18 protein-coding genes are annotated in these 19,100 nt (G+C 62.3%); 7 read left to right on the top strand and 11 right to left on the bottom strand.

The genetic code is table 11. From position 1 onward, the window contains the following. Positions 1-130 precede the first annotated feature (130 nt). The 7 genes from ACST81_RS02885 to phnG all read right to left on the bottom strand — a co-directional run bounded on the left by ACST81_RS02885 (position 131) and on the right by phnG (position 5,844). Positions 131-748 carry a DapH/DapD/GlmU-related protein gene (locus ACST81_RS02885; protein ID WP_438751300.1) on the bottom strand — a complete coding sequence of 206 codons (618 nt, stop codon included), beginning with the start codon at positions 746-748 and terminating at the stop codon, positions 131-133. Next, on the bottom strand, positions 745-1,452 hold the full coding sequence (gene phnL, locus ACST81_RS02880; RefSeq protein ID WP_438751299.1) for a phosphonate C-P lyase system protein PhnL: 708 nt from the start codon (positions 1,450-1,452) through the stop codon (positions 745-747). The genes ACST81_RS02885 and phnL overlap by 4 nt, the downstream gene beginning before the upstream one ends. A gap of 206 nt (positions 1,453-1,658) precedes the next feature. Then, a complete protein-coding gene (gene phnK / locus ACST81_RS02875; protein ID WP_438751298.1) occupies positions 1,659-2,435 on the bottom strand; it encodes a phosphonate C-P lyase system protein PhnK in 777 nt (258 codons plus the stop codon). A 319-nt stretch (positions 2,436-2,754) separates the two neighbouring features. After that, the gene (locus tag ACST81_RS02870) at positions 2,755-3,636 is read right to left on the bottom strand and encodes an alpha-D-ribose 1-methylphosphonate 5-phosphate C-P-lyase PhnJ (protein WP_438751297.1); all 882 of its coding nucleotides are present in this window, start codon (positions 3,634-3,636) and stop codon (positions 2,755-2,757) included. After that, positions 3,633-4,745 carry a carbon-phosphorus lyase complex subunit PhnI gene (locus ACST81_RS02865; RefSeq protein WP_438751296.1) on the bottom strand — a complete coding sequence of 371 codons (1,113 nt, stop codon included), beginning with the start codon at positions 4,743-4,745 and terminating at the stop codon, positions 3,633-3,635. Before ACST81_RS02865 ends, ACST81_RS02870 begins: the two co-directional genes overlap by 4 nt. A gap of 2 nt (positions 4,746-4,747) precedes the next feature. Continuing rightward, positions 4,748-5,377: a phosphonate C-P lyase system protein PhnH gene (phnH, locus tag ACST81_RS02860; RefSeq protein ID WP_438751295.1), complete on the bottom strand. Its 630-nt coding sequence runs from the start codon at positions 5,375-5,377 to the stop codon at positions 4,748-4,750. Further along, positions 5,377-5,844, bottom strand: a complete 468-nt coding sequence (phnG, locus tag ACST81_RS02855; protein ID WP_438751294.1) for a phosphonate C-P lyase system protein PhnG — start codon at positions 5,842-5,844, stop codon at positions 5,377-5,379. Before phnG ends, phnH begins: the two co-directional genes overlap by 1 nt. A gap of 86 nt (positions 5,845-5,930) precedes the next feature. Between phnG and phnF the strand changes: the two genes are divergently transcribed. Next, positions 5,931-6,668 carry a phosphonate metabolism transcriptional regulator PhnF gene (gene phnF, locus ACST81_RS02850; protein WP_438751293.1) on the top strand — a complete coding sequence of 246 codons (738 nt, stop codon included), beginning with the start codon at positions 5,931-5,933 and terminating at the stop codon, positions 6,666-6,668. Positions 6,669-6,728: 60 nt separating this feature from the next. Here the strand turns inward: phnF and ACST81_RS02845 are convergent, their stop codons facing one another. Together ACST81_RS02845 and fba are read right to left on the bottom strand one after the other, a co-directional pair. After that, a complete protein-coding gene (locus ACST81_RS02845; RefSeq protein WP_438751292.1) occupies positions 6,729-7,568 on the bottom strand; it encodes a fumarylacetoacetate hydrolase family protein in 840 nt (279 codons plus the stop codon). A 179-nt stretch (positions 7,569-7,747) separates the two neighbouring features. Then, positions 7,748-8,794, bottom strand: a complete 1,047-nt coding sequence (fba, locus tag ACST81_RS02840; RefSeq protein WP_438751291.1) for a class II fructose-bisphosphate aldolase — start codon at positions 8,792-8,794, stop codon at positions 7,748-7,750. Between the two features lie 630 nt (positions 8,795-9,424). Between fba and ACST81_RS02835 the strand changes: the two genes are divergently transcribed. From ACST81_RS02835 to ACST81_RS02820, 4 genes are read left to right on the top strand one after another with little or no spacing between them, the layout of a single operon-like run. Continuing rightward, positions 9,425-11,023 (top strand): peptide ABC transporter substrate-binding protein, encoded by a 1,599-nt coding sequence (locus ACST81_RS02835; protein WP_438751290.1) that lies wholly within the window; start codon positions 9,425-9,427, stop codon positions 11,021-11,023. A 59-nt stretch (positions 11,024-11,082) separates the two neighbouring features. Beyond that, positions 11,083-12,006, top strand: coding sequence for an oligopeptide ABC transporter permease OppB (gene oppB, locus ACST81_RS02830; RefSeq protein ID WP_438751289.1), 924 nt, complete (start codon positions 11,083-11,085; stop codon positions 12,004-12,006). Continuing rightward, positions 11,999-13,129 (top strand): ABC transporter permease, encoded by a 1,131-nt coding sequence (locus ACST81_RS02825; protein WP_438751288.1) that lies wholly within the window; start codon positions 11,999-12,001, stop codon positions 13,127-13,129. The genes oppB and ACST81_RS02825 overlap by 8 nt, the downstream gene beginning before the upstream one ends. A gap of 1 nt (position 13,130) precedes the next feature. Continuing rightward, a complete protein-coding gene (locus ACST81_RS02820) occupies positions 13,131-14,732 on the top strand; it encodes an ABC transporter ATP-binding protein (RefSeq protein ID WP_438751287.1) in 1,602 nt (533 codons plus the stop codon). Between the two features lie 22 nt (positions 14,733-14,754). On the opposite strand, the gene ACST81_RS02815 is transcribed toward ACST81_RS02820, so the two are convergent. Continuing rightward, positions 14,755-15,657: a cupin domain-containing protein gene (locus ACST81_RS02815; protein ID WP_438751286.1), complete on the bottom strand. Its 903-nt coding sequence runs from the start codon at positions 15,655-15,657 to the stop codon at positions 14,755-14,757. Between the two features lie 97 nt (positions 15,658-15,754). Here ACST81_RS02815 and ACST81_RS02810 point away from each other — a divergent pair, with 97 nt between their 5' ends. Further along, positions 15,755-16,498 carry an SDR family oxidoreductase gene (locus ACST81_RS02810; RefSeq protein WP_438751284.1) on the top strand — a complete coding sequence of 248 codons (744 nt, stop codon included), beginning with the start codon at positions 15,755-15,757 and terminating at the stop codon, positions 16,496-16,498. 33 nt (positions 16,499-16,531) lie between these two features. Here ACST81_RS02810 and ACST81_RS02805 read toward each other — a convergent pair whose 3' ends face one another. Next, complete coding sequence (locus ACST81_RS02805; RefSeq protein WP_438751282.1) at positions 16,532-17,455, bottom strand: DMT family transporter; 924 nt, start codon at positions 17,453-17,455, stop codon at positions 16,532-16,534. Positions 17,456-17,969: 514 nt separating this feature from the next. Between ACST81_RS02805 and ACST81_RS02800 the strand changes: the two genes are divergently transcribed. After that, the gene (locus ACST81_RS02800; protein WP_438751281.1) at positions 17,970-19,031 is read left to right on the top strand and encodes a DUF475 domain-containing protein; all 1,062 of its coding nucleotides are present in this window, start codon (positions 17,970-17,972) and stop codon (positions 19,029-19,031) included. Positions 19,032-19,100 lie beyond the last annotated feature (69 nt).

Raw genomic sequence — 19,100 nt, 5'->3', positions numbered from 1 at the left:
CTGGCAGCCACACCGGTCATCGGTACGTGACATGCCTTAAAGCGGCTTGATGAAGGGGGAATGTCAGATTGGTGTCGGTTTTGTTACAGTCCACGATCCCCGCCGGCGCGGGGATTGCAGTGCCATTTCATCAGGCATTGTGACGGACGAGGAAGGTGTCGGCGTCGAGCATCCTGAAATCGTCGAGCGCATCGCGCAGCCTGACATGATCCCAGTCCCACCAGGCGAGCTTTTCAAAGCGCGCGACGATATCGGCGCCGAAGCGCTCGCGGATCAGCCTGGCGGGAACACCGCCGACGATCGTGTAGGGCGCGACATCCCTCGAGATGACGGCTCCGGCACCGATCACCGCGCCGTTGCCGACGGTGACGCCGGGCAGCACCGTCGCGCCGTGACCGACCCACACATCATGGCCGATGAAGACGCGATTCTTGCGACGCCACGAAAAGAAATCCTGCTCCATGTCCGCATCCGGCCAATAGTTGGAGGCGCGGTAGGTGAAGTGGTGCAGCGTCGCGCGCCATGTCGGATGGTTGGTGGCGTTGATGCGCACGGAGGCGGCGAGATTGGCGAACTTGCCGACCGTCGCGCACCAGATCGAGCCGTCACGCTCGATATAGGAATAATCCCCGAACTCGACCTCGTCGAGGCGGCAGCGGTCGCCGATTTCCGAGTAACGGCCGAGCGTCGATTGGCTGACGGTGGCGGTCGGATGGATCGTCGGTTCTTCCGTCAGTTTCTGGCTCATGCGGCGGCCTTTCGCGGCGAAAACGCAGAGACGTCGAGAATACGGTCCGCCACGGCGTCGCGCACCTCCTCGTCATGGAAGATACCGAGGAGGGCAACGCCCTCGGCCTTCTTGGCGGCGATCATCTCGACCACCACGCGGCGGTTCACCGCATCGAGCGAGGCCGTCGGCTCGTCGAGCAGCAGGATGGCGTGATCGGTGATGAAGCCGCGGGCAATGTTGACGCGCTGCTGCTCTCCGCCGGAGAAGGTGGCGGGCGGCAGTTGCCAGAGCTCGCGCGGCAGGTTGAGTTGAGCGAGAAGCTCGGAAGCCCTCTCCCGAGCCTCGGCCTGTGCCACACCGCGCGCCAACAGCGGTTCGGCGACGACGTCGAGCGCCGAGACGCGCGGCACGACGCGCAGGAACTGGCTGACGTAGCCCAGCGTATCACGCCGCACGTCGAGTACGGCACGGGGTGCTGCATGGGCGAGATCGACCAGATGCCCGCGATGCTCGATCAGGATCTGGCCGCTGTCGACGGCGTAATTTCCGTAGAGCATCTTCAGGATCGAGCTCTTTCCGACACCGGACGGGCCGCCGAGCACGACGCATTCGCCCCTCTTCACCGAGAAGGAGACGCCGGAGACGACCGGCAGGGTGATGCCGTCGCGCAGATGCATCGTGAAGCTCTTGGCGACTTCGGAAACGACGAGAGGCGTCGGCATAGCATGTTCCTTTGCATACATGGTCCGTTGGCACAGAGATCGGGGTTCGCCCCCCTCTGTCACTTCGTGACATCTCCCCCACAAGGAGGGAGATTGTTCTTTTCCCATTTGGCGACCGAAGGTGTCGGCTGATCTCCCCCCTTGTGGGGGAGATGTCGGCGTCGCCGACAGAGGGGGGTGAAGCCGACCTCTCAACTCACCCTTTTTCAAACCTGCAAAATGGAGGACACGAGAAGCTGGGTATAGGGCTCGCGCGGATCGTCGAGAACCCGGTCGGTCAACCCCTGCTCGATGACCAAGCCATCCTTCATCACCATCATCCGGTGCGAAAGAAGGCGGGCGACGGCAAGGTCATGGGTGACGATGATGGCCGACAGGCCGAGATCGTGAACGAGGCCGCGCACGAGATCGAGCAGGCGCGCCTGCACCGAAACATCAAGGCCGCCGGTCGGCTCGTCCATGAAGACGAGGCGGGGCGAGGTCACCAGATTGCGGGCGATCTGCAGACGCTGGCGCATGCCGCCGGAAAAGGCGCGCGGCTGGTCGTCGATCCGGTCTTCCTCGATCTCGACGCGGGCCAGCCAGTCGGCGGCGGTCGCGCGGATCTTGCCATAGTGCCGGCCGCCGACCGCCATCAGCCTTTCGCCGACATTGGCGCCAGCCGACACCGTCATGCGCAATCCGTCTGCCGGATTCTGGTGAACGAAGCCCCAGTCCGTGCGCATCAGGAAGCGCCGCTCGGCCTCGCCCATGCGGGCGAGATCCCGGTACTGGCCGTCGCGCATATGGTATTCGACGATCCCGGAACTCGGCATCAGCCGGGTGGACAGGCAGGACAGAAGCGTCGTCTTGCCGGATCCGGATTCCCCGACGATCGCCAGCACTTCGCCCGGCCAGAGCTCGAAGGAAACATTCCGGCAGCCGATGCGGCTACCATAGAATTTCGAGACATCGTTGACTTTGAGAAGGGGGGTGTCGGTCATGGACGTACCTCGGCAAGATTTTCTGAAGAAAGACCCCTCCCCAACCCCTCCCCACAAGGGGGAGGGGCTAACCCTGCCGCAACCTCGGCGACTGCTTTGGTCTGAGGACGGGCGTTCTGTCGATTATCGGCTGCATGAACCGTCAGGGCTGGAGATTTTGGAAGACACGGAAACACCGTCACAAAGGACGGCCGTGACTTGCGGCTCGCTTGTGGCCAGATCGGCGCGAGGACAGTGCCGCAAGTTACGCCCCTCCCCCTTGTGGGGAGGGGTTGGGGAGGGGTCTTTTCCAAGACGTCAGAGACATGAGAAGGAACTCTCACTCCGCCGCCTCCTGCCGCGCCAGCATTTCGCCGGCATGGCCGTGTTCACGACGGTCCTCGCAGTGATCCGTGTCGGAGCAGACGAACATGCGCCCGCCCTTGTCATCCAGAACGACCTCGTCGAGGTAGACTTGGCTTGCGCCGCAGAGCGCGCAGGGCCTGTCGAAATGCTGGATCTCGAACGGATGGTCCTCGAAGTCGAGGCTGACGACCTCGGTATAGGGCGGAACGGCGTAGATGCGTTTTTCGCGACCGGCGCCGAACAATTGCAGCGCCTCCGACATATGCATTTTCGGATTGTCGAATTTCGGCGTCGGCGAGGGGTCCATCACATAGCGCCCCTCGACCTTGACCGGATAGGCATAGGTGGTGGCGATATGGCCGTTGCGGGCGATGTCCTCGTAAAGCTTCACATGCATGAGGCCGTATTCCTCCAGCGCATGCATCTTGCGGGTCTCGGTCTCGCGCGGCTCGAGGAAACGCAGCGGTTCGGGGATCGGCACCTGATAGACCAGCGTCTGGCCGGCGGTCAGCGTCTCCTCCGGAATGCGGTGGCGGGTCTGGATGATCGTCGCCTCGCGCGTCTTCGTGGTGACCGCGACATTGGCGACCTTCTGGAAGAAGGCGCGGATCGACACCGCATTCGTGGTGTCGTCGGCGCCTTGGTCGATGACCTTCAGTACGTCGTCCGGCCCGAGGATCGCCGCCGTCACCTGCACCCCGCCCGTGCCCCAGCCATAGGGCATGGGCATTTCGCGCGAGGCAAAGGGAACCTGGTAACCGGGGATGGCGATCGCCTTCAGGATCGCCCGGCGGATCATCCGCTTGGTCTGTTCGTCGAGATAGGCGAAATTGTAGGCGGCAAGCGCGGCGCTCATTGTGCGGCCTCCGGCAGATCGGTGGATGTGTTACCGGCTTTGCTTGCCTCGTATTCGGCGCGCATGCGGCGAACGAGATCAAGCTCGGCCTGGAAATCGACATAATGCGGCAGCTTCAGATGCTCGACGAAGCCGGTCGCCTGGACATTGTCGGAATGGGAAATGACGAATTCCTGGTCCTGCGCCGGCGCGACGATATCCTCGCCGAATTCTTCCGCCCTCAAGGCCCGATCGACGAGCGACATGGCCATCGCCTTGCGCTCGCTCTGGCCGAAGACGAGGCCGTAGCCGCGGGTGAATTGCGGCGGCGTCTTGGCAGAGCCCTGGAACTGGTTGATCATCTGGCACTCGGTTACCTGGACACGCCCCAGCGAAACCGCAAACCCGAGCTCGGGAATATCCAGCTCCACCTCGACGGCACCAATGCGCACTTCGCCAACGAAGGGATGGCTGCGGGCATAGCCGCGCTGGGTGGAATAGGCGAGCGCCAGCAGGAAGCCCTCATCGCCGCGGGCCAGGGCCTGCAGGCGCAGATCGCGGTTCAGCGGAAATTCCAGTGGTTCGCGCGTCAGGTCGCCCGGCACATGGTCCTGCGGCATCTGGCCATCGCCCTCGATCAGCCCTTCGCCCGACAGGATATCGGAGACGCGCATCATCGACCCTTCGTCGGCGGGCCGGCGCAGCGGTTCGGCAACCGGCGCGTCGGTCAGCAGCGACGGATCGAGCAGACGGTGGGTGTAGTCGAAGGTCGGGCCGAGCAACTGGCCACCAGGCAGGTCCTTGTAGGTTGCCGAGACGCGGCGCTCGATCTTCATGGCGGCAGTATCGACCGGCACCGACATGCCGAAGCGCGGAAGCGTCGTGCGGTAGGCGCGCAGGATGAAGATCGCCTCGATCATGTCGCCCCGCGCCTGCCGCACGGCCAGTGCGGCCAGTTCACGGTCGTAGAGCGAGGCTTCGGCCATGACGCGATCGACGGCAAGCCCGAGCTGGGCGACGATCTGGTCGATCGAAATCGCCGGCAGCGAGCGATCACCACGGCGGCGATCGGCGAGCAGCTGGTGCGCATTGGCGATGGCGGCCTCGCCCCCCTTGACGGCAACATACATGGTCAGACCTCCCGACGGCGAAGCTTGGTGGTGCGCGGCAGGCACAGGATGTCGGTGCCGGCCACGAGGATCAGGTCGATGCCGCGCGGGAAGATCGCCCCGTTTTCATTCCACAGCGTCAGGAAGATATCCGGCAGCCCCAACGGTGCGATGGTGACCGCATCACGGATACCGGGGCCGGTCGCGGTGAAGGCCGGGCCTCCCTGAAGGGCGGCGACTTCCAGCACCAGCGTTGCCGAACGGTCGGGATATTCCTGGCTGCCGAGCGCGAACTGATCGAAACCGGGCACGAGACCGCCCGCCTCGACAAAGACGAACCGGGCTTCCGGCCGCACACCGGTCAGCGGCGCACCGGTATGGAAGGAGAGCCAGGCGGGAACCGTCGAGCCAGCAAGCGCGGCGCTCAGCCAGACGGGCGTACCGTCGTCGCAGAGCGTCAGCGCGATCGCGCCTGCACCGGCGCCGAACGGAGCCGGCGGGTTCGCGGCGGCGCCGAGCGGCTGGATCGTGCCGGGCCGGGCCATGGCATCCATCAGAGCCTTGAACACGGACTGCGACTGGAACACCGGATCGGCAAAGGCGCCGGCATAAACGCCGGTCGCGACGGATTGCTGTTCGCTCTGGATGGCCATCAGTTGTCTCCCCGCACCATGGTGAAGAAGTCGACGCGCGTCGCCGCCGTCTGCTCGGCCTGCAGCCGGTCTTCGTCGTCAATCCTGCCTTCGATGGCCTCGACCATGCGCAAGACGGTCTGCCGGTATTCCGGCCGCTGCTGAAGCGCATCGAAAATGGCGGCGAGGCGCGCCCTTTCCCGGTCATTGCCGAGCAACTGCCCATGGCCGACCTCGCCGGTCGTGAGGCGCACCGTGGCACGGCTGACGGTCGCTTCGCCGAGGTTGAAGGCATCACCGCCACCGCCGACGCGGCCGCGCACCATGATCAGCCCGGTTTCGGGACCACGCACGGGAAGCACCTCCGGCTTCGGCTCAATGGCCTGCCAACCGGCCTGCAATTCGGCCACGGTGGCGCGCGCCAGAAGACCCATGACCCGTTTGCGCTGATCCGCTGAAGCGTCTCGTTTTTCTCTGATCGCGTCCATTGCTTTCCGTCCGAAATGTCTAGTAATATAGACAACCATACATCTGATGACCCACTTCTAGAACGACAACATGACGGACCTGTGACATGAATTCGAAAAAGACCGTCGAGCGGCAGACCGGGGTCGCCCTTTGGCGGCAGATTGCCGACCTGATCCGGCTTGCGATCAGCAATGGCGAATACGACAAGACCGGCATGGTTCCACCGGAGATGATGCTGGCAGGCCAGTTCGGTGTCAACCGTCACACGGTGAGAAGCGCGCTTGCGGCGCTCGCCGAGGAGGGCCTCGTCCAGGCGATCCAGGGACGTGGCACGATGGTCCGGCGCAAGGAGCGCCTGAGCTTCCCGATCTCCCGCCGCACCCGCTTTTCACAAGGCCTGAGCGATCAGACGCGTGAGATCGAAGCGAGGCTGCTGGCGCACGCCGTTGTCCCTGCGACAGGGGAAATCGCGGCCGGGCTCGGTATTCCTGCCGGCGCACACTGTCTCGAAATGGAAGCGCTCAGCAGCGCCGACGGGCGGCCGGTCTCCTGTTCCACCAGCTATTTTCCGCAGGCGCGGTTTCCGGGCATGGCCGAGCATTTTGCGCAACTGGGCTCGATCACCAAGGCCTTCGCGGCGCAAGGGCTCGCCGACTATGTGCGCATATCGACCGAACTCGTTGCCCGCCATGCGGATGCCAACGAACTGTCATTGCTCCGGCTCTCGCCCGGCGCAATCGTCATCGAAGCGACGGCGATCAATGCCGATCCGGACGGCATTCCCGTACAATTTGCCCGCACCCGCTTTGCCGCCGATCGCGTCAAGCTGAAGATCGAGACGTGAACGTCACAAAAAAGGGCGCGATGCCGAAGCATGCGCCCTTGATCCGGAATGTTTCGACGATCAAACGTCGGCGATGAAGGTTTGCTTCTGCGTGCCGAGGCCTTCGATACCGAGTTCGACGACATCACCCGCTTTCAGATATTCCGGCGGCTTGAAGCCCATGCCGACGCCGGGCGGCGTACCGGTCGAGATGATGTCGCCGGGATGCAGCGTCATGAACTGGCTGAGATAGCTGACGACATGGGCGACGCCATAGACCATGGTCTTCGACGAACCGTTCTGCTTGCTGACGCCATTGACCGTCAGCCACATCTTCAGGTTTTGCGGATCGGCGACCTCGTCCTTCGTCACCAGCCAGGGGCCGGTCGGGCCGAACGTGTCGCAGGACTTGCCCTTGGTCCACTGGCCGGCCCGCTTGGTCTGGAAATCACGCTCCGAGACGTCGTTGATGACACAGTAACCGGCGACGTGATCGAGCGCGTCGGCTTCGGAGACATATTTTGCCTTTTTGCCGATGACGACACCAAGCTCGACTTCCCAGTCGGTGGCCTGCGAACCGCGCGGAATGAGAACATCGTCGTTCGGGCCGACAATGGCCGAGGTCGCCTTCATGAAGATGACCGGTTCGGGCGGAACGGTGGCGCCGGTTTCGGCGGCATGGTCGGCATAGTTGAGGCCGATGCAGATGAACTTGCCGGTTCCCGCGACGCAGGCGCCGAGACGCGGGCTACCGGCGACAACCGGCAGGCTGTCGATATCGACGCCATCAGCCCAGCCCATGTCGCTGATCGCAACGCCGCCGACATCAGCGATGACGCCGCTCAGATCCCTGATCTGGCCATCCGAGCCGAGAACGCCCGGCTTTTCCGAGCCGATCGGCCCATATCGCAGAAGTTTCATGTTCCTCTTCCCTCAAACGCAAACGATGATGCGACCTGACAAATCAAAGGCAGGCGGCATTGTAAAGCGCTTTTGCCGACCCAGGCGTCCGCCTACGTAGGCAAATCTTGTGAGGGAGGGCTACGCCCGCCAAAACCGAGGGCTATGTTGCGGGACCGAAGCCCCGCCCCATGAAATTCTCAGGCTGCCTTCGAATAGGCCTTCGCCATGTCGGGCAGGCGCGTGACGCGGATCTTCGAGGCCTGTCCGGCGGCGTTGAACGCGATGAAGCGTTCCTTGCAGACCTCGACCATGCGCGCCGTTGCCGGCTTGAGATAATTGCGCGGGTCGAAATTGTCGGGATGCTGCAGGTGGTGCTTGCGGATTTCGCCGGTGAACGCCAGGCGCAAGTCGGTGTCGATATTGACCTTGCGGACGCCGAGCGGGATGGCTTTCTGGATCTCGTGAACCGGAACACCCCAGGTCTGCTTCATCTTGCCGCCGAATTCGTTGAACAGGTCCTGCAGGTCCTGCGGCACCGAGGACGAGCCGTGCATGACCATATGGGTGTTCGGCAGGCGTTTGTGGATTTTCGCGATCGTGTCGATCGACAGGATTTCGCCGTCCGGCGCGCGGGTGAACTTGTAGGCGCCGTGGCTGGTGCCGATGGCGACGGCCAGCGCGTCGACGCCGGTCTTCTCGACGAAATCGAACGCCTGCTCCGGGTCTGTCAGCAGTTCCTCGCGTGACAGCTTGCCTTCGAAGCCATGACCGTCTTCCTTCTCGCCAGCGCCCGTTTCCAGGTTGCCGAGACAGCCAAGCTCGCCTTCGACCGAAACGCCGGCTGCATGGGCGATCTTCACCACTTCGGCGGTAACGCCGACATTGTATTCATAGGACGCGATCGACTTTCCATCGGCCAGCAGCGAACCATCCATCATGACGGAGGTGAAACCGTTGGTGATCGCCGAGATGCAGGTCGACGGTTGGTCGCCGTGGTCGAGATGCAGGCAGACCGGGATATGCGGATATTCTTCGGTGGCGCCGAGAATCAGGTGGCGCAGGAAGGCATCGCCGGCATAGGCGCGGGCACCACGGCTGGCCTGCAGGATAACCGGGGAATCCGTGGCATCGGCGGCGCGCATGACGGCCTGAATATATTCCAGATTGTTCACGTTGAAGGCGGGCAGGGCGTAATTGTGCTCAGCGGCGTGGTCCAGCAACTGACGCAAGGTGATCAATGCCATTCAAGAGGTCTCCCGTTTCTCGCGCCGCCATGAACATGCGGCTCCAGTATTATTCTCCGATTGAGCAGAACTGCTCGCCGCAAACGCCAACTGGTCTTTCGACCAGCCCTCCTGGAGAATGCGGGACGGATTTATCCGCACCTTAATTGATGATCCACGTTTGGCAACCGGCGCAAAACCGGATTCGGCTCAGCATGCGTCCGGTAACGTTGCAGATCGTGCGCTGTGGACAAAGTTTCGTGCATTTTTTCGCGGAGAAATACAAAACAGCTTTCGGTTGAATGTGGATCCGCCTGCACGGGACTTTGTCGATGCCGCACGCTCCGGCGGAAGCGCCCTGCCACGAACGATCGTTTCCGCAACGCGAGCTTGGCAGAATGCATATTACGTAAGCTGCCTGAAATCATTTCCAAACTTGCGCCGCACCTCTCGGCCGTCCCCTGGAAGACATCCGGCATCTGCCGCAAACCCACCGGAAAATGACGCGATTGAAATGCAACCGCGACGCTATAGTTACAGGCCTGTCATGGTTCCTGCGGCCTTCATTGCATGACAAAGAGCCTTGCCTTTGCCCGAAAATTGGCATTCTCTCGCCGCTTCACAACCTAAAAGAGGGGAAGGATAACAAAAATGACATTGGCAAAAATCAACCTCCGCACAGCCATGCTGTTGGGATCGATTCTCATCGGCGCCAGCCCGGCACTCGCCGAAACCGTCCTGCATCGCGGCAATGCCGGCGAACCGCAGACGCTCGACCAGGCTCACACCTCGATCAACATCGAAGAGTTCATTCTCAAGGACCTCTATGAGGGCCTGACAATCTATGATGCGGCCGGCAAGGTCGTCCCTGGCGCGGCCGAAAGCTGGGACCTCTCGGACGACGGCCTCGTCTACACCTTCAAGCTCCGCGCCGACGCCAAATGGTCGGACGGCTCGCCGGTAACCGCGCAGGACTTTGTCTTCTCGCTCCAGCGCGTCGAGGATCCGAAGACCGCAGCCGGTTACGCCAATATTCTTTTCCCGATCAAGAACGCCGAAAAAGTCAACAAGGGCGAAGTGCCGGTCGACCAGCTCGGTATGAAAGCCGTTGACGAGAAGACGCTCGAAATCACGCTCGAGCGCCCAACCCCCTTCTTCCTCGAGTTGCTCGCGCACCAGACCGCGCTGCCGGTCTCCAAGGCCAGCGTCGAAAAGAACGGCGCCGATTTCGTCAAGCCCGGCGTCATGGTCTCGAACGGCGCCTACAAGCTCGTCGCCCACACGCCGAACGATAGCCTGACGACGGAAAAGAACCCGTCCTACTGGGACGCCGCCAACGTCAAGATCGACAAGGTGATCTTCTACCCGATCGACGATCAGGCCGCTTCGGTCCGCCGTTTCGAAGCCAAGGAAATGGATCTCGCCTACAACTTCTCGGCTGACCAACTGGATCGTTTGCGCGGATCGCTTGGTGAGCAGGTTCATGTATCGCCGACGCTGGCGACCTACTACTACGCCTTCGACACCCGCCAGGAGCCCTATAGCGACGTGCGCGTTCGTCGCGCCCTGTCGATGGCGGTCGACCGCGACTTCCTGGCCAAGGAAATCTATTCCGGCTCGCAGCTTCCGTCCTATTCGATGGTCCCCCCGGGCATGGCAAATTACGGCGAACCGGCAAAAGCGGATTTTTCCGAATTGTCACAGCTCGACCGCGAGGATGAAGCCGTCAAGCTGATGAAGGAAGCCGGCTATGGCGAAGGCGGTAAGCCGCTGAAGATCGAAATCCGCTACAATACCAACCCCAACCACGAACGCGTCGCCACCGCCGTCGCGGACATGTGGAAAAACACGTTCGGGGCCGAGGTGTCGATGGTGAACCTCGACGTCTCCTCGCACTACGCCTATCTGCAGGAAGGCGGCAAGTTCAACGTTGCTCGTGCCGGCTGGGTTGCCGACTACGCGGATCCTGAAAACTTCCTGGCGCTCAGCGTCGGATCGAACAAGACCTTCAATTACGGCCACTTCGAAAATGCCGAATTCGACGACCTGATGAAGAAATCCTACGAGGAGGTCGATCCGACCAAGCGCGCGAAGATTCTTCACGACGCCGAAACCCTGCTGATGAAGGAACAGCCGATCGCGCCGTTCCTCACCCAGGCCGATCTCTGGCTGGTCTCCAACCGCGTCAAGGGCTGGCAGGACAATGCTGCCAACCAGCACCTGAGCAAGTTCCTCAGCATCGCCGAATAACGGCACTTTGACGCGCGGCGGCCACCGGCTGCCGCGCGTCCCGGCCAGAGAGCAAAACCATGATCTCCTTTGTCCTGCGCCGCCTTGCGAGCGCCGTGCCGACGCTGTTCATCGTCGTCACGATTTCCTTCTTCCTGATGCGGTTCGCCCCCGGCGGTCCGTTCAATCTGGAACGCCCGCTGCCACCGCAGACCATGGCCAACCTGATGGCCACCTATCACCTCGATCAGCCGCTCTGGAGCCAGTATGTCGCCTATATCGGCAATGCCGTCACAGGTGATTTCGGCCCGAGCTATATCTACAAGGACAACACCGTCGCCGAGTTGATCGGCAAGGGCCTGCCCTATTCGATGGAACTCGGCTTCTACGCCCTGATGCTGGCGCTGATCGGCGGCGTGCTCGCCGGCACCATCGCCGCGCTCCGGCAAAACAGCGCCCTCGACTTCGCCATCATGTCGGTCTCGACCGTCGGTGTCACCGTGCCGAACTTCGTCGTCGGCCCGGTCCTGACCCTCGTCTTTGCCATCACGCTGGCCTGGCTTCCCGCCGGCAGCTGGGGCGACGGCTCATTGCGCTTCCTGATCCTGCCGATGATCGCGCTGGCGCTGCCGCAACTGGCGGTCTTTGCCCGGCTGACGCGCGGCTCGATGATCGAGGCGCTGCACACCGATCATATCCGCACAGCCCGCGCCTATGGCCTGCCGGCCCGCACCGTGATCGTCACCCATGCCATGCGCGCGGCGATGTTGCCGGTCGTCTCCTACCTCGCCCCTTGCGCGGCGGCGCTTCTGACCGGCTCCGCCGTCGTCGAGACGATCTTCACCATTCCCGGCGTCGGCCGCTATTTCGTGCTGGGCGCCATCAACCGCGATTACACGCTGGTCATGGGTACGGTCGTGCTCGTCGCCATCTTCGTCATCGTCTTCAATCTTCTGGTCGATATTCTCTACGGCCTTCTCGATCCGAGGGTTCGCCATGACTGATATCCTCACGCCGGCGGCGCTTCCGCCCGAAACGCAAAGCCGCAGCCTGTTCCAGCTCGCGACGCTGCGCTTCCGCCGCAACCGCGCCGCCATGGCCGGCTGCGTCGTGCTGGTACTGATCGCCATGTTCTCGTTCCTTGGCCCCTATTTCATCAGCCACAGCTACGATCAGGTCTTCCCGTCCTACGTGACGATCCCGCCGAGCCTGGAGCCGCGGCCAGACGCATCGAGCCTCCAGGAGGTGATGAACGGCGTCGCATCGCGGGCACGCGTCGACCTGAAGGAATTCGTCGTCGAAGGACAGACCTTCACCGCCACCGTCACCTCGGACAAGCCGATCGATCCGCGCACCACCCGCTATTTCGACCGGGCCAACGAATTCGACAGCACGCAGGTCGTTGCGACCGAGGATGACGGCAGGACGGTGAAACTCACCGGCAGCGTCTCGCGCGAATATTTCCTGTTCGGCACTGATTCCAACGGCCGCGACCTGATGGCCCGCGTCATGCTTGGCGGCCAGATCTCGATCGCTGTCGGCCTGCTCGCCAGCCTCGTATCGCTCAGCATCGGCGTGCTCTACGGCGCGACCTCGGGCTATATCGGCGGGCGGGTCGACAATGTCATGATGCGCTTTGTCGAGATCCTCTATTCGCTGCCCTTCGTCTTCCTCGTCGTGGTGCTCGTCGTGTTCTTCGGCCGGTCCTTCATCCTGATCTTCCTCGTCATCGGTGCGGTCGAATGGCTGGACATGGCCCGCATCGTGCGCGGCCAGACGCTGGCGCTCAAACGGCGCGAATTCATCGGCGCGGCGCAGGCGCTGGGCATGACCGACTGGCAGATCATCCGCCGCCACATCATTCCCAACACGATCGGCCCGGTCGTCGTCTTCGTCACCGTCGTCGTGCCGAAGGTGATCCTGCTCGAAAGTTTCCTCTCCTTCCTCGGCCTCGGCGTCCAGGCGCCCTTGACGAGCTGGGGGGCGCTGATCGCCGAAGGCGCCAACAATATCCAGTCGGCGCCGTGGCTTCTGATCTTCCCGGCAATCTTCTTCGTCCTCACCCTCTTCTCGCTGAACTTCGCCGGCGACGGCCTGCGCGACGCGCTCGACCCGAAGGACCGCTGACATGACCGATAAACGGGAAACAATTCTCGCCGTCCGCGACCTCAAGGTGACCTTCGCGACCCCAGACGGAGACGTGCAGGCGGTCAAGGGCATTGATCTCGACATCAAGGCCGGCGAAACGCTGGCGGTGGTGGGCGAGAGCGGCTCCGGCAAGAGCCAGACGATGATGGGCATCATGGGCTTGCTTGCCAAGAACGGCAAAGTCACCGGCTCGGCCAAATATCGCGGAAAGGAACTCATCGGCCTGCCGATGAAGGGGCTGAACACCGTGCGCGGCGCCAAGATCACCATGATCTTCCAGGAACCGATGACGTCGCTTGATCCGCTCTACACGATCGGCCGACAGATCGCCGAACCGATCGTCCACCATCGCGGCGGCACATTCAAACAGGCTCGCACCCGGGTGCTGGAACTGCTGGAACTCGTCGGCATTCCCGATGCGAAACGGCGGATCGACAGTTATCCGCACGAAATGTCCGGCGGCCAGCGCCAGCGCGTCATGATCGCCATGGCGCTCGCCAACGATCCCGACATCCTGATCGCCGACGAACCGACCACCGCGCTCGACGTCACCATCCAGGCGCAGATCCTCGATCTCCTCAGCAAGCTGCAGGCCAAGTTCGGCATGGCCGTGGTGCTGATCACCCACGACCTCGGCATCGTCAAGCATTTCGCCAGCCGCGTCGCCGTGATGCGCCGGGGCGAAGTGGTCGAGACGGGAACGACGGCCGACATCTTCGAGCGGCCGCGGGCGGACTATACCAAGATGCTGCTCGCCGCCGAGCCGCATGGCCGCAAGCTGTCGCCCGCCGATACCGCGCCAATCATCCTCGAGGGCTCGAACGTCGCCGTCGATTACGCCACCGGCGGTGGTCTGTTCGGCTCGTCGTCCGGTGTGTTCCGGGCGGTCGACGGGGTATCCATCCGGTTGAAGGAGGGCCAGACGATCGGTGTCGTCGGCGAATCCGGCTCCGGCAAATCGACGCTCGGCCGCGCGCTGCTGCGGCTGGTGCCGAGCAGCGGCCGTTACCGGTTCGGTTCGACCAACATCTCCGATTTCGGGCGCTCGGCCATGCGGCCGCTGCGCCGCCAGTTGCAGCTGGTGTTTCAGGATCCCTACGGCTCTCTATCCCCGCGCCAGACGGTCGGCGAGATCATCACCGAAGGGCTCTACGTCCATGAGCCACAACTCAGCCGCGCCGATCGCGACAAGCGCGCCATCGAGGCGCTGAAGGAAGTCGGGCTCGACCCGGCGGCGCGCAATCGCTATCCGCACGAATTCTCCGGCGGCCAACGCCAGCGCATCGCCATTGCCCGCGCCATCATCCTCAAGCCCCGCGTCGTCATCCTCGACGAACCGACCTCGGCGCTCGACCGCTCGGTGCAGGGCCAGGTCATCGAACTGCTGCGCACCCTGCAGAAGGCGCACGGCCTCTCCTACATCTTCATCAGCCACGACCTTTCGGTCATCAAGGCCATGTCCGACTATGTCGTGGTCATGAAGAACGGCAAGATCGTCGAGGAAGGCGAGACGGACGCGATCTTCGAATCTCCGCGCGAGACCTACACGCAGACGCTGATGAGTGCGGCGTTCACCGCGTAACGCTATGAGCCCGCCTGCCTCATCAGGCGGGTCGCGTGCGCGCGAAACGCCCGGGCCGTTCTCCGACATGGCGGCTGAAAGCAGTGCTAAAGGCACTGGCCGATTTGTAGCCAACGCGCTCGGCCACGTCGGCAATGTCGAGTTCGCCGCGACGGAGCATGTCCTTGGCGAGCGCCATCCGCCAAGAGACAAGATAATCCATCGGCGACTGACCGACGGCGCGGCTGAACCGGTCGAAGAAGGACGAGCGGGAGAGAGCAGCCTTCTTTGCCAGCTCGGCTATGGTCCAGGCGCGTGCTGGATCACCATGAATCTGCCGCATCGCCTCCGCCAGCCGTGCATCGCCGAGACCGCGCAGCAGGCCCGGCGGCGCGTCATCTCCCTCGCTCCAGCGCAGTGCTTCGACCAGGAGGATTTCAACCAGGCGGGCCAGAACGAGATCCCGCCCCAACCGGCGTTCGCTTGTTTCCTCGCCGACGAACTGCACGAGGGCCGAAAGCCGTTTGACGCCGCGCGCATGGATCATCGCCGGCAGCATCGAGACCAACAGGTCCCTGTCGGGTGAATCGAAGACGAAATATCCGCCCAGCAACCGGACGTCAGGCTCGCCTTCCTGCGCCCCATGCCGGACTTCCTCCGTCGCGGCCGGCGCCACTTTTGGATCGATGAATGTCGGTTCCACCGGCTCGAATCCCGATATGGTGAAGCCCGGCGTTGCCGGCAGCAATATGAAATCGCCGGCTTCCAATGTCACCACCGGCTGGCCATCCACGGCAAGGCGGCAGCTGCCCGCGATCACCGTGCAGAAACTCGGCTCGCCGAAATCGGAATAGCGCACAGCCCAGCGCCCGGCACCGCTGATCCCCTTTGAGAACACCGTTCGAGGCCGCAGCAAAGTGATGACTTCGGAGAGGGGATCGCTCATGTTTGGACGATAGCGCACTAAATATGGACGTACAATTATAGAAAGTCCGACATCGTCTCTCTATTCTCAGGCCATGTCCACTGAGAGAGAAACATCCATGAAAACTGTCCTCATCACCGGCTGCTCGTCAGGCTATGGCCTTGAGACCGCCCGCCATTTCCATGCGAAGGGTTGGAATGTCATCGCCACGATGCGCACGCCCAGAACCGACATCCTCCCTGCCTCGGATCGTTTGCGTGTGCTGGCGCTCGATGTCACTGACCCGAACAGCATAACCGCTGCGATCGAGGCGAGCGGTGCGATCGACGTCCTCGTCAACAATGCCGGCATCGGCATGTTCGGCGCGCTTGAGGCAACGCCGATGACGACCATTCGTGACGTGTTCGAGACCAACACCTTCGGCGTCATGGCCATGACGCAGGCCGTGATCCCACAGTTCCGCACCCGCCGGTCGGGCATGGTGGTAAATGTCACCTCGAGCGCAACGCTGAGGCCAATGCCGCTGGTGTCCGTCTACACGGCCAGCAAGATGGCCATTGAAGGATTTACCGCGTCGCTGGCCCATGAACTCCAGACATTCGATGTCCAAGTGAAACTGGTGCAGCCGGGTTACGGCCCCTCGACGCGCTTCTCGGAAAATACCGGGCCGCGACTGGCCGAGCTGATCCCGGAAGCCTATGCCCCGTTTGCACAGAAGATATTCGCCGATATGACGCAACCCGGCGAGGTTACCGTCGCGAGCGATGTGGCCGAAACTGTGTGGCTTGCAGCAAACGATACGACAGGGCAACTGCGTTTCCCGGCCGGACCCGACGCTGTGGCCTTGGCTCCGATGGTCTGAGCGACGCGGGATCTTAGTCGGATAAGCTCAGGATCAGACGACTTCCGTGACTTCGCTGCGCGGCTTCTTCAATTGCTGCTCGCGGAAGAAGATGAACAGGCCGGACGCGACGATCAGCACGGCGCCGGCGACCACCGTCCAGCGCGGCGTATCGCCAAAGAAGATCCAGCCGAACACGACGGCCCAGAACAGCAAGGTATATTGCAATGGCACGACGGTGGCCGCGTCCGCCAGCTTCAGCGAGCGGCTGACGAGGACATGGGCGAGCATGGCGACGATCCCGAGCAGGCAAAGGCATAGCACGCCGCGAAGGTCCATCGGTGCCCATCCGGCCGGATTGGCAGCGACGCCGGCCAGCGAAAAGATCAGTGCGCCCGTCAATTGCCAGAGAATCAGCGTCGTGTCCGGGGTCGAACGCAAGGTCCGGCCGAGAAGCAGCGCGAAGGCGAAGCACGCGCTGCCCGCCAGCGCGATCAGCGCCGGCATCGAAAAACTCTGGGCCGACGGTTCCAGCGCCACCAGCACACCGGCAAAACCAATGAGGATAGCCGTCCATCGGCGCCATCCGACCTTTTCACCAAGCAGGAAAGGCGAGGCCGCCGCCACATAGATCGGCGCGGCCAGCCAATAGGTCATGGCGTCGGCCAGCGGCATATAGGCAACCGCGAAATAGAAGGCCGATGCCTCGATGGCGAACAGAAACGCGCGCAGGGCATGCAGCCATGGCCGATCCACGATGAAAAGACTTCGCCAGCCGAGCTTGATGAAGAACGGCACCAGCACGACGAGCGCCGCGATGCTTCGGATCGTCATCAACTGGCTGACCGAATAGGTCGACACCAGCCATTTGCCCATGACGTCGTTGAGCGAAAACATCAGCATGCCGAGCAACATGAACAGCACGCCGGTGCGCGCGGCATTCGCCGGGTGAACGATGGGGGCTGTCTGGATCGTCATGATTTCGGGTTTCCGGCCAAGATGGCTGCCAGTCGCATATTCGCCCGCCGATATCCATCCCCGAAAACTGATAGGTTGATCAGCAATCGGAATGCAGCCCGATCCTTCGCCGAAACATGGATTTTGCCTGCGATTCATTCTCGTGAGCGCGCCGAACGGCGCCGGCGAAATCGGCCACAGGAGCGCAAGCTCCGGTGAACGCACGTCCAGCTTACGGTAAAAGGCGAAACAATCATGGCCGTTATCCTTGACCTTGGCTCCGACTTGTCTAAATAAGCATCAACTTCGCAGTGAAGGGCATTTCTATACGCCTGCGAAGCCAACCTGATACCGGGCCCCTCTGGCGAGAGTTTTACGGCGCTCTCGTGATGTCGGTATCACCCGCAAATAAGCCGGCGGACGATAGTCAAATGACACTCCACCCCATGCGCTCTTCGCATGCCTATCCCGGCATGCGGGATTTCTTCGTTTATTCCCAGCCCCTCTCAAGCATCGACGGACCGGAGGTGCGGCCATGACACCCACGTCCCAGACCACGACGCTCGGCTATTTCAAATGGGCCTTCATTGTTACAGCCGCCGGCCTTGCTGCCGGCGCCTGGCTCGGCTGGTCATCGACCGGCACGCTCGGCGGCATGGCATCCGTCTTTTTCATTTGTACGGTTCTGGCCGTCCTTGAAATCTCGCTTTCCTTCGACAATGCCATTGTCAATGCCAACAAGCTCAAGGAAATGACTCCGGTCTGGCAACACCGGTTCCTGACCTGGGGCATCATCATCGCCGTTTTCGGCATGCGTATCGTCTTCCCGTTGCTGATCGTCGTCATCGCCGCAAACATCGGACCGATCGAAGCGATCGTGCTGGCTGCGGCCCGCCCGGAAGAATATGCCCGGATCATGAACGACGCCCATCTGCCGATCGCGGCCTTTGGCGGAACCTTCCTGATGATGGTCGGCCTGAAGTTCTTCTTCGACCATGAGAAGGACGTGCACTGGATCAAGGTTCTGGAACGCAACATGTCGCGTTTCGCGACCGTCAAGGGCGTCGAGATCGCCTTCGTGCTGATCCTGATCCTGATCTTCTCGTCCTTCCTGGAAGGCGCGGAAGCCACGACCTTCGTCTATTGCTCCATTTATGGTCTTGTGACCTTTCTGGTAGTAGAGGTGATCGGCGGTCTGCTCGATGCCTCGCAGAAGACCATGAACGCGGCTGCCCGGGGTGGCCTCGGCGCCTTCATCTATCTGGAAGTGCTCGATGCCAGCTTCTCCTTCGATGGCGTGATCGGCGCCTTCGCATTGACCCAGAACCTGTTCATCATCGCCATCGGCCTCGGCATCGGTGCCATGTATGTCCGCTCGATGACCATCATGCTGGTGGAAAAGGGCACGCTGGCCGAATACCGCTATCTGGAGCACGGCGCGTTCTACGCGATCCTGATCCTGTCGGTGGTCATGTACTGCCAGACGCTGGTGCATATTCCGGAAGTCATCACCGGCCTCGGCGGCGCGGCACTGATCGGCATCTCGCTCTGGTCGTCGATCCGGCACAATCGGCTGCACAGGCACGCTGAAGCATAGTTTCAAGCGGCCAGCAAAAAGCCCGCCAATCGCAAGATTGGCGGGCTTCTTCATGTCTGATGGACTGCG

The organism is Pararhizobium sp. O133 (assembly GCF_051669845.1).
Lineage (GTDB): Bacteria > Pseudomonadota > Alphaproteobacteria > Rhizobiales > Rhizobiaceae > Pararhizobium.
The sequence above is the reverse complement of the archived record's forward strand: the minus strand, read 5'-3'. Positions and strand labels throughout refer to the sequence as shown.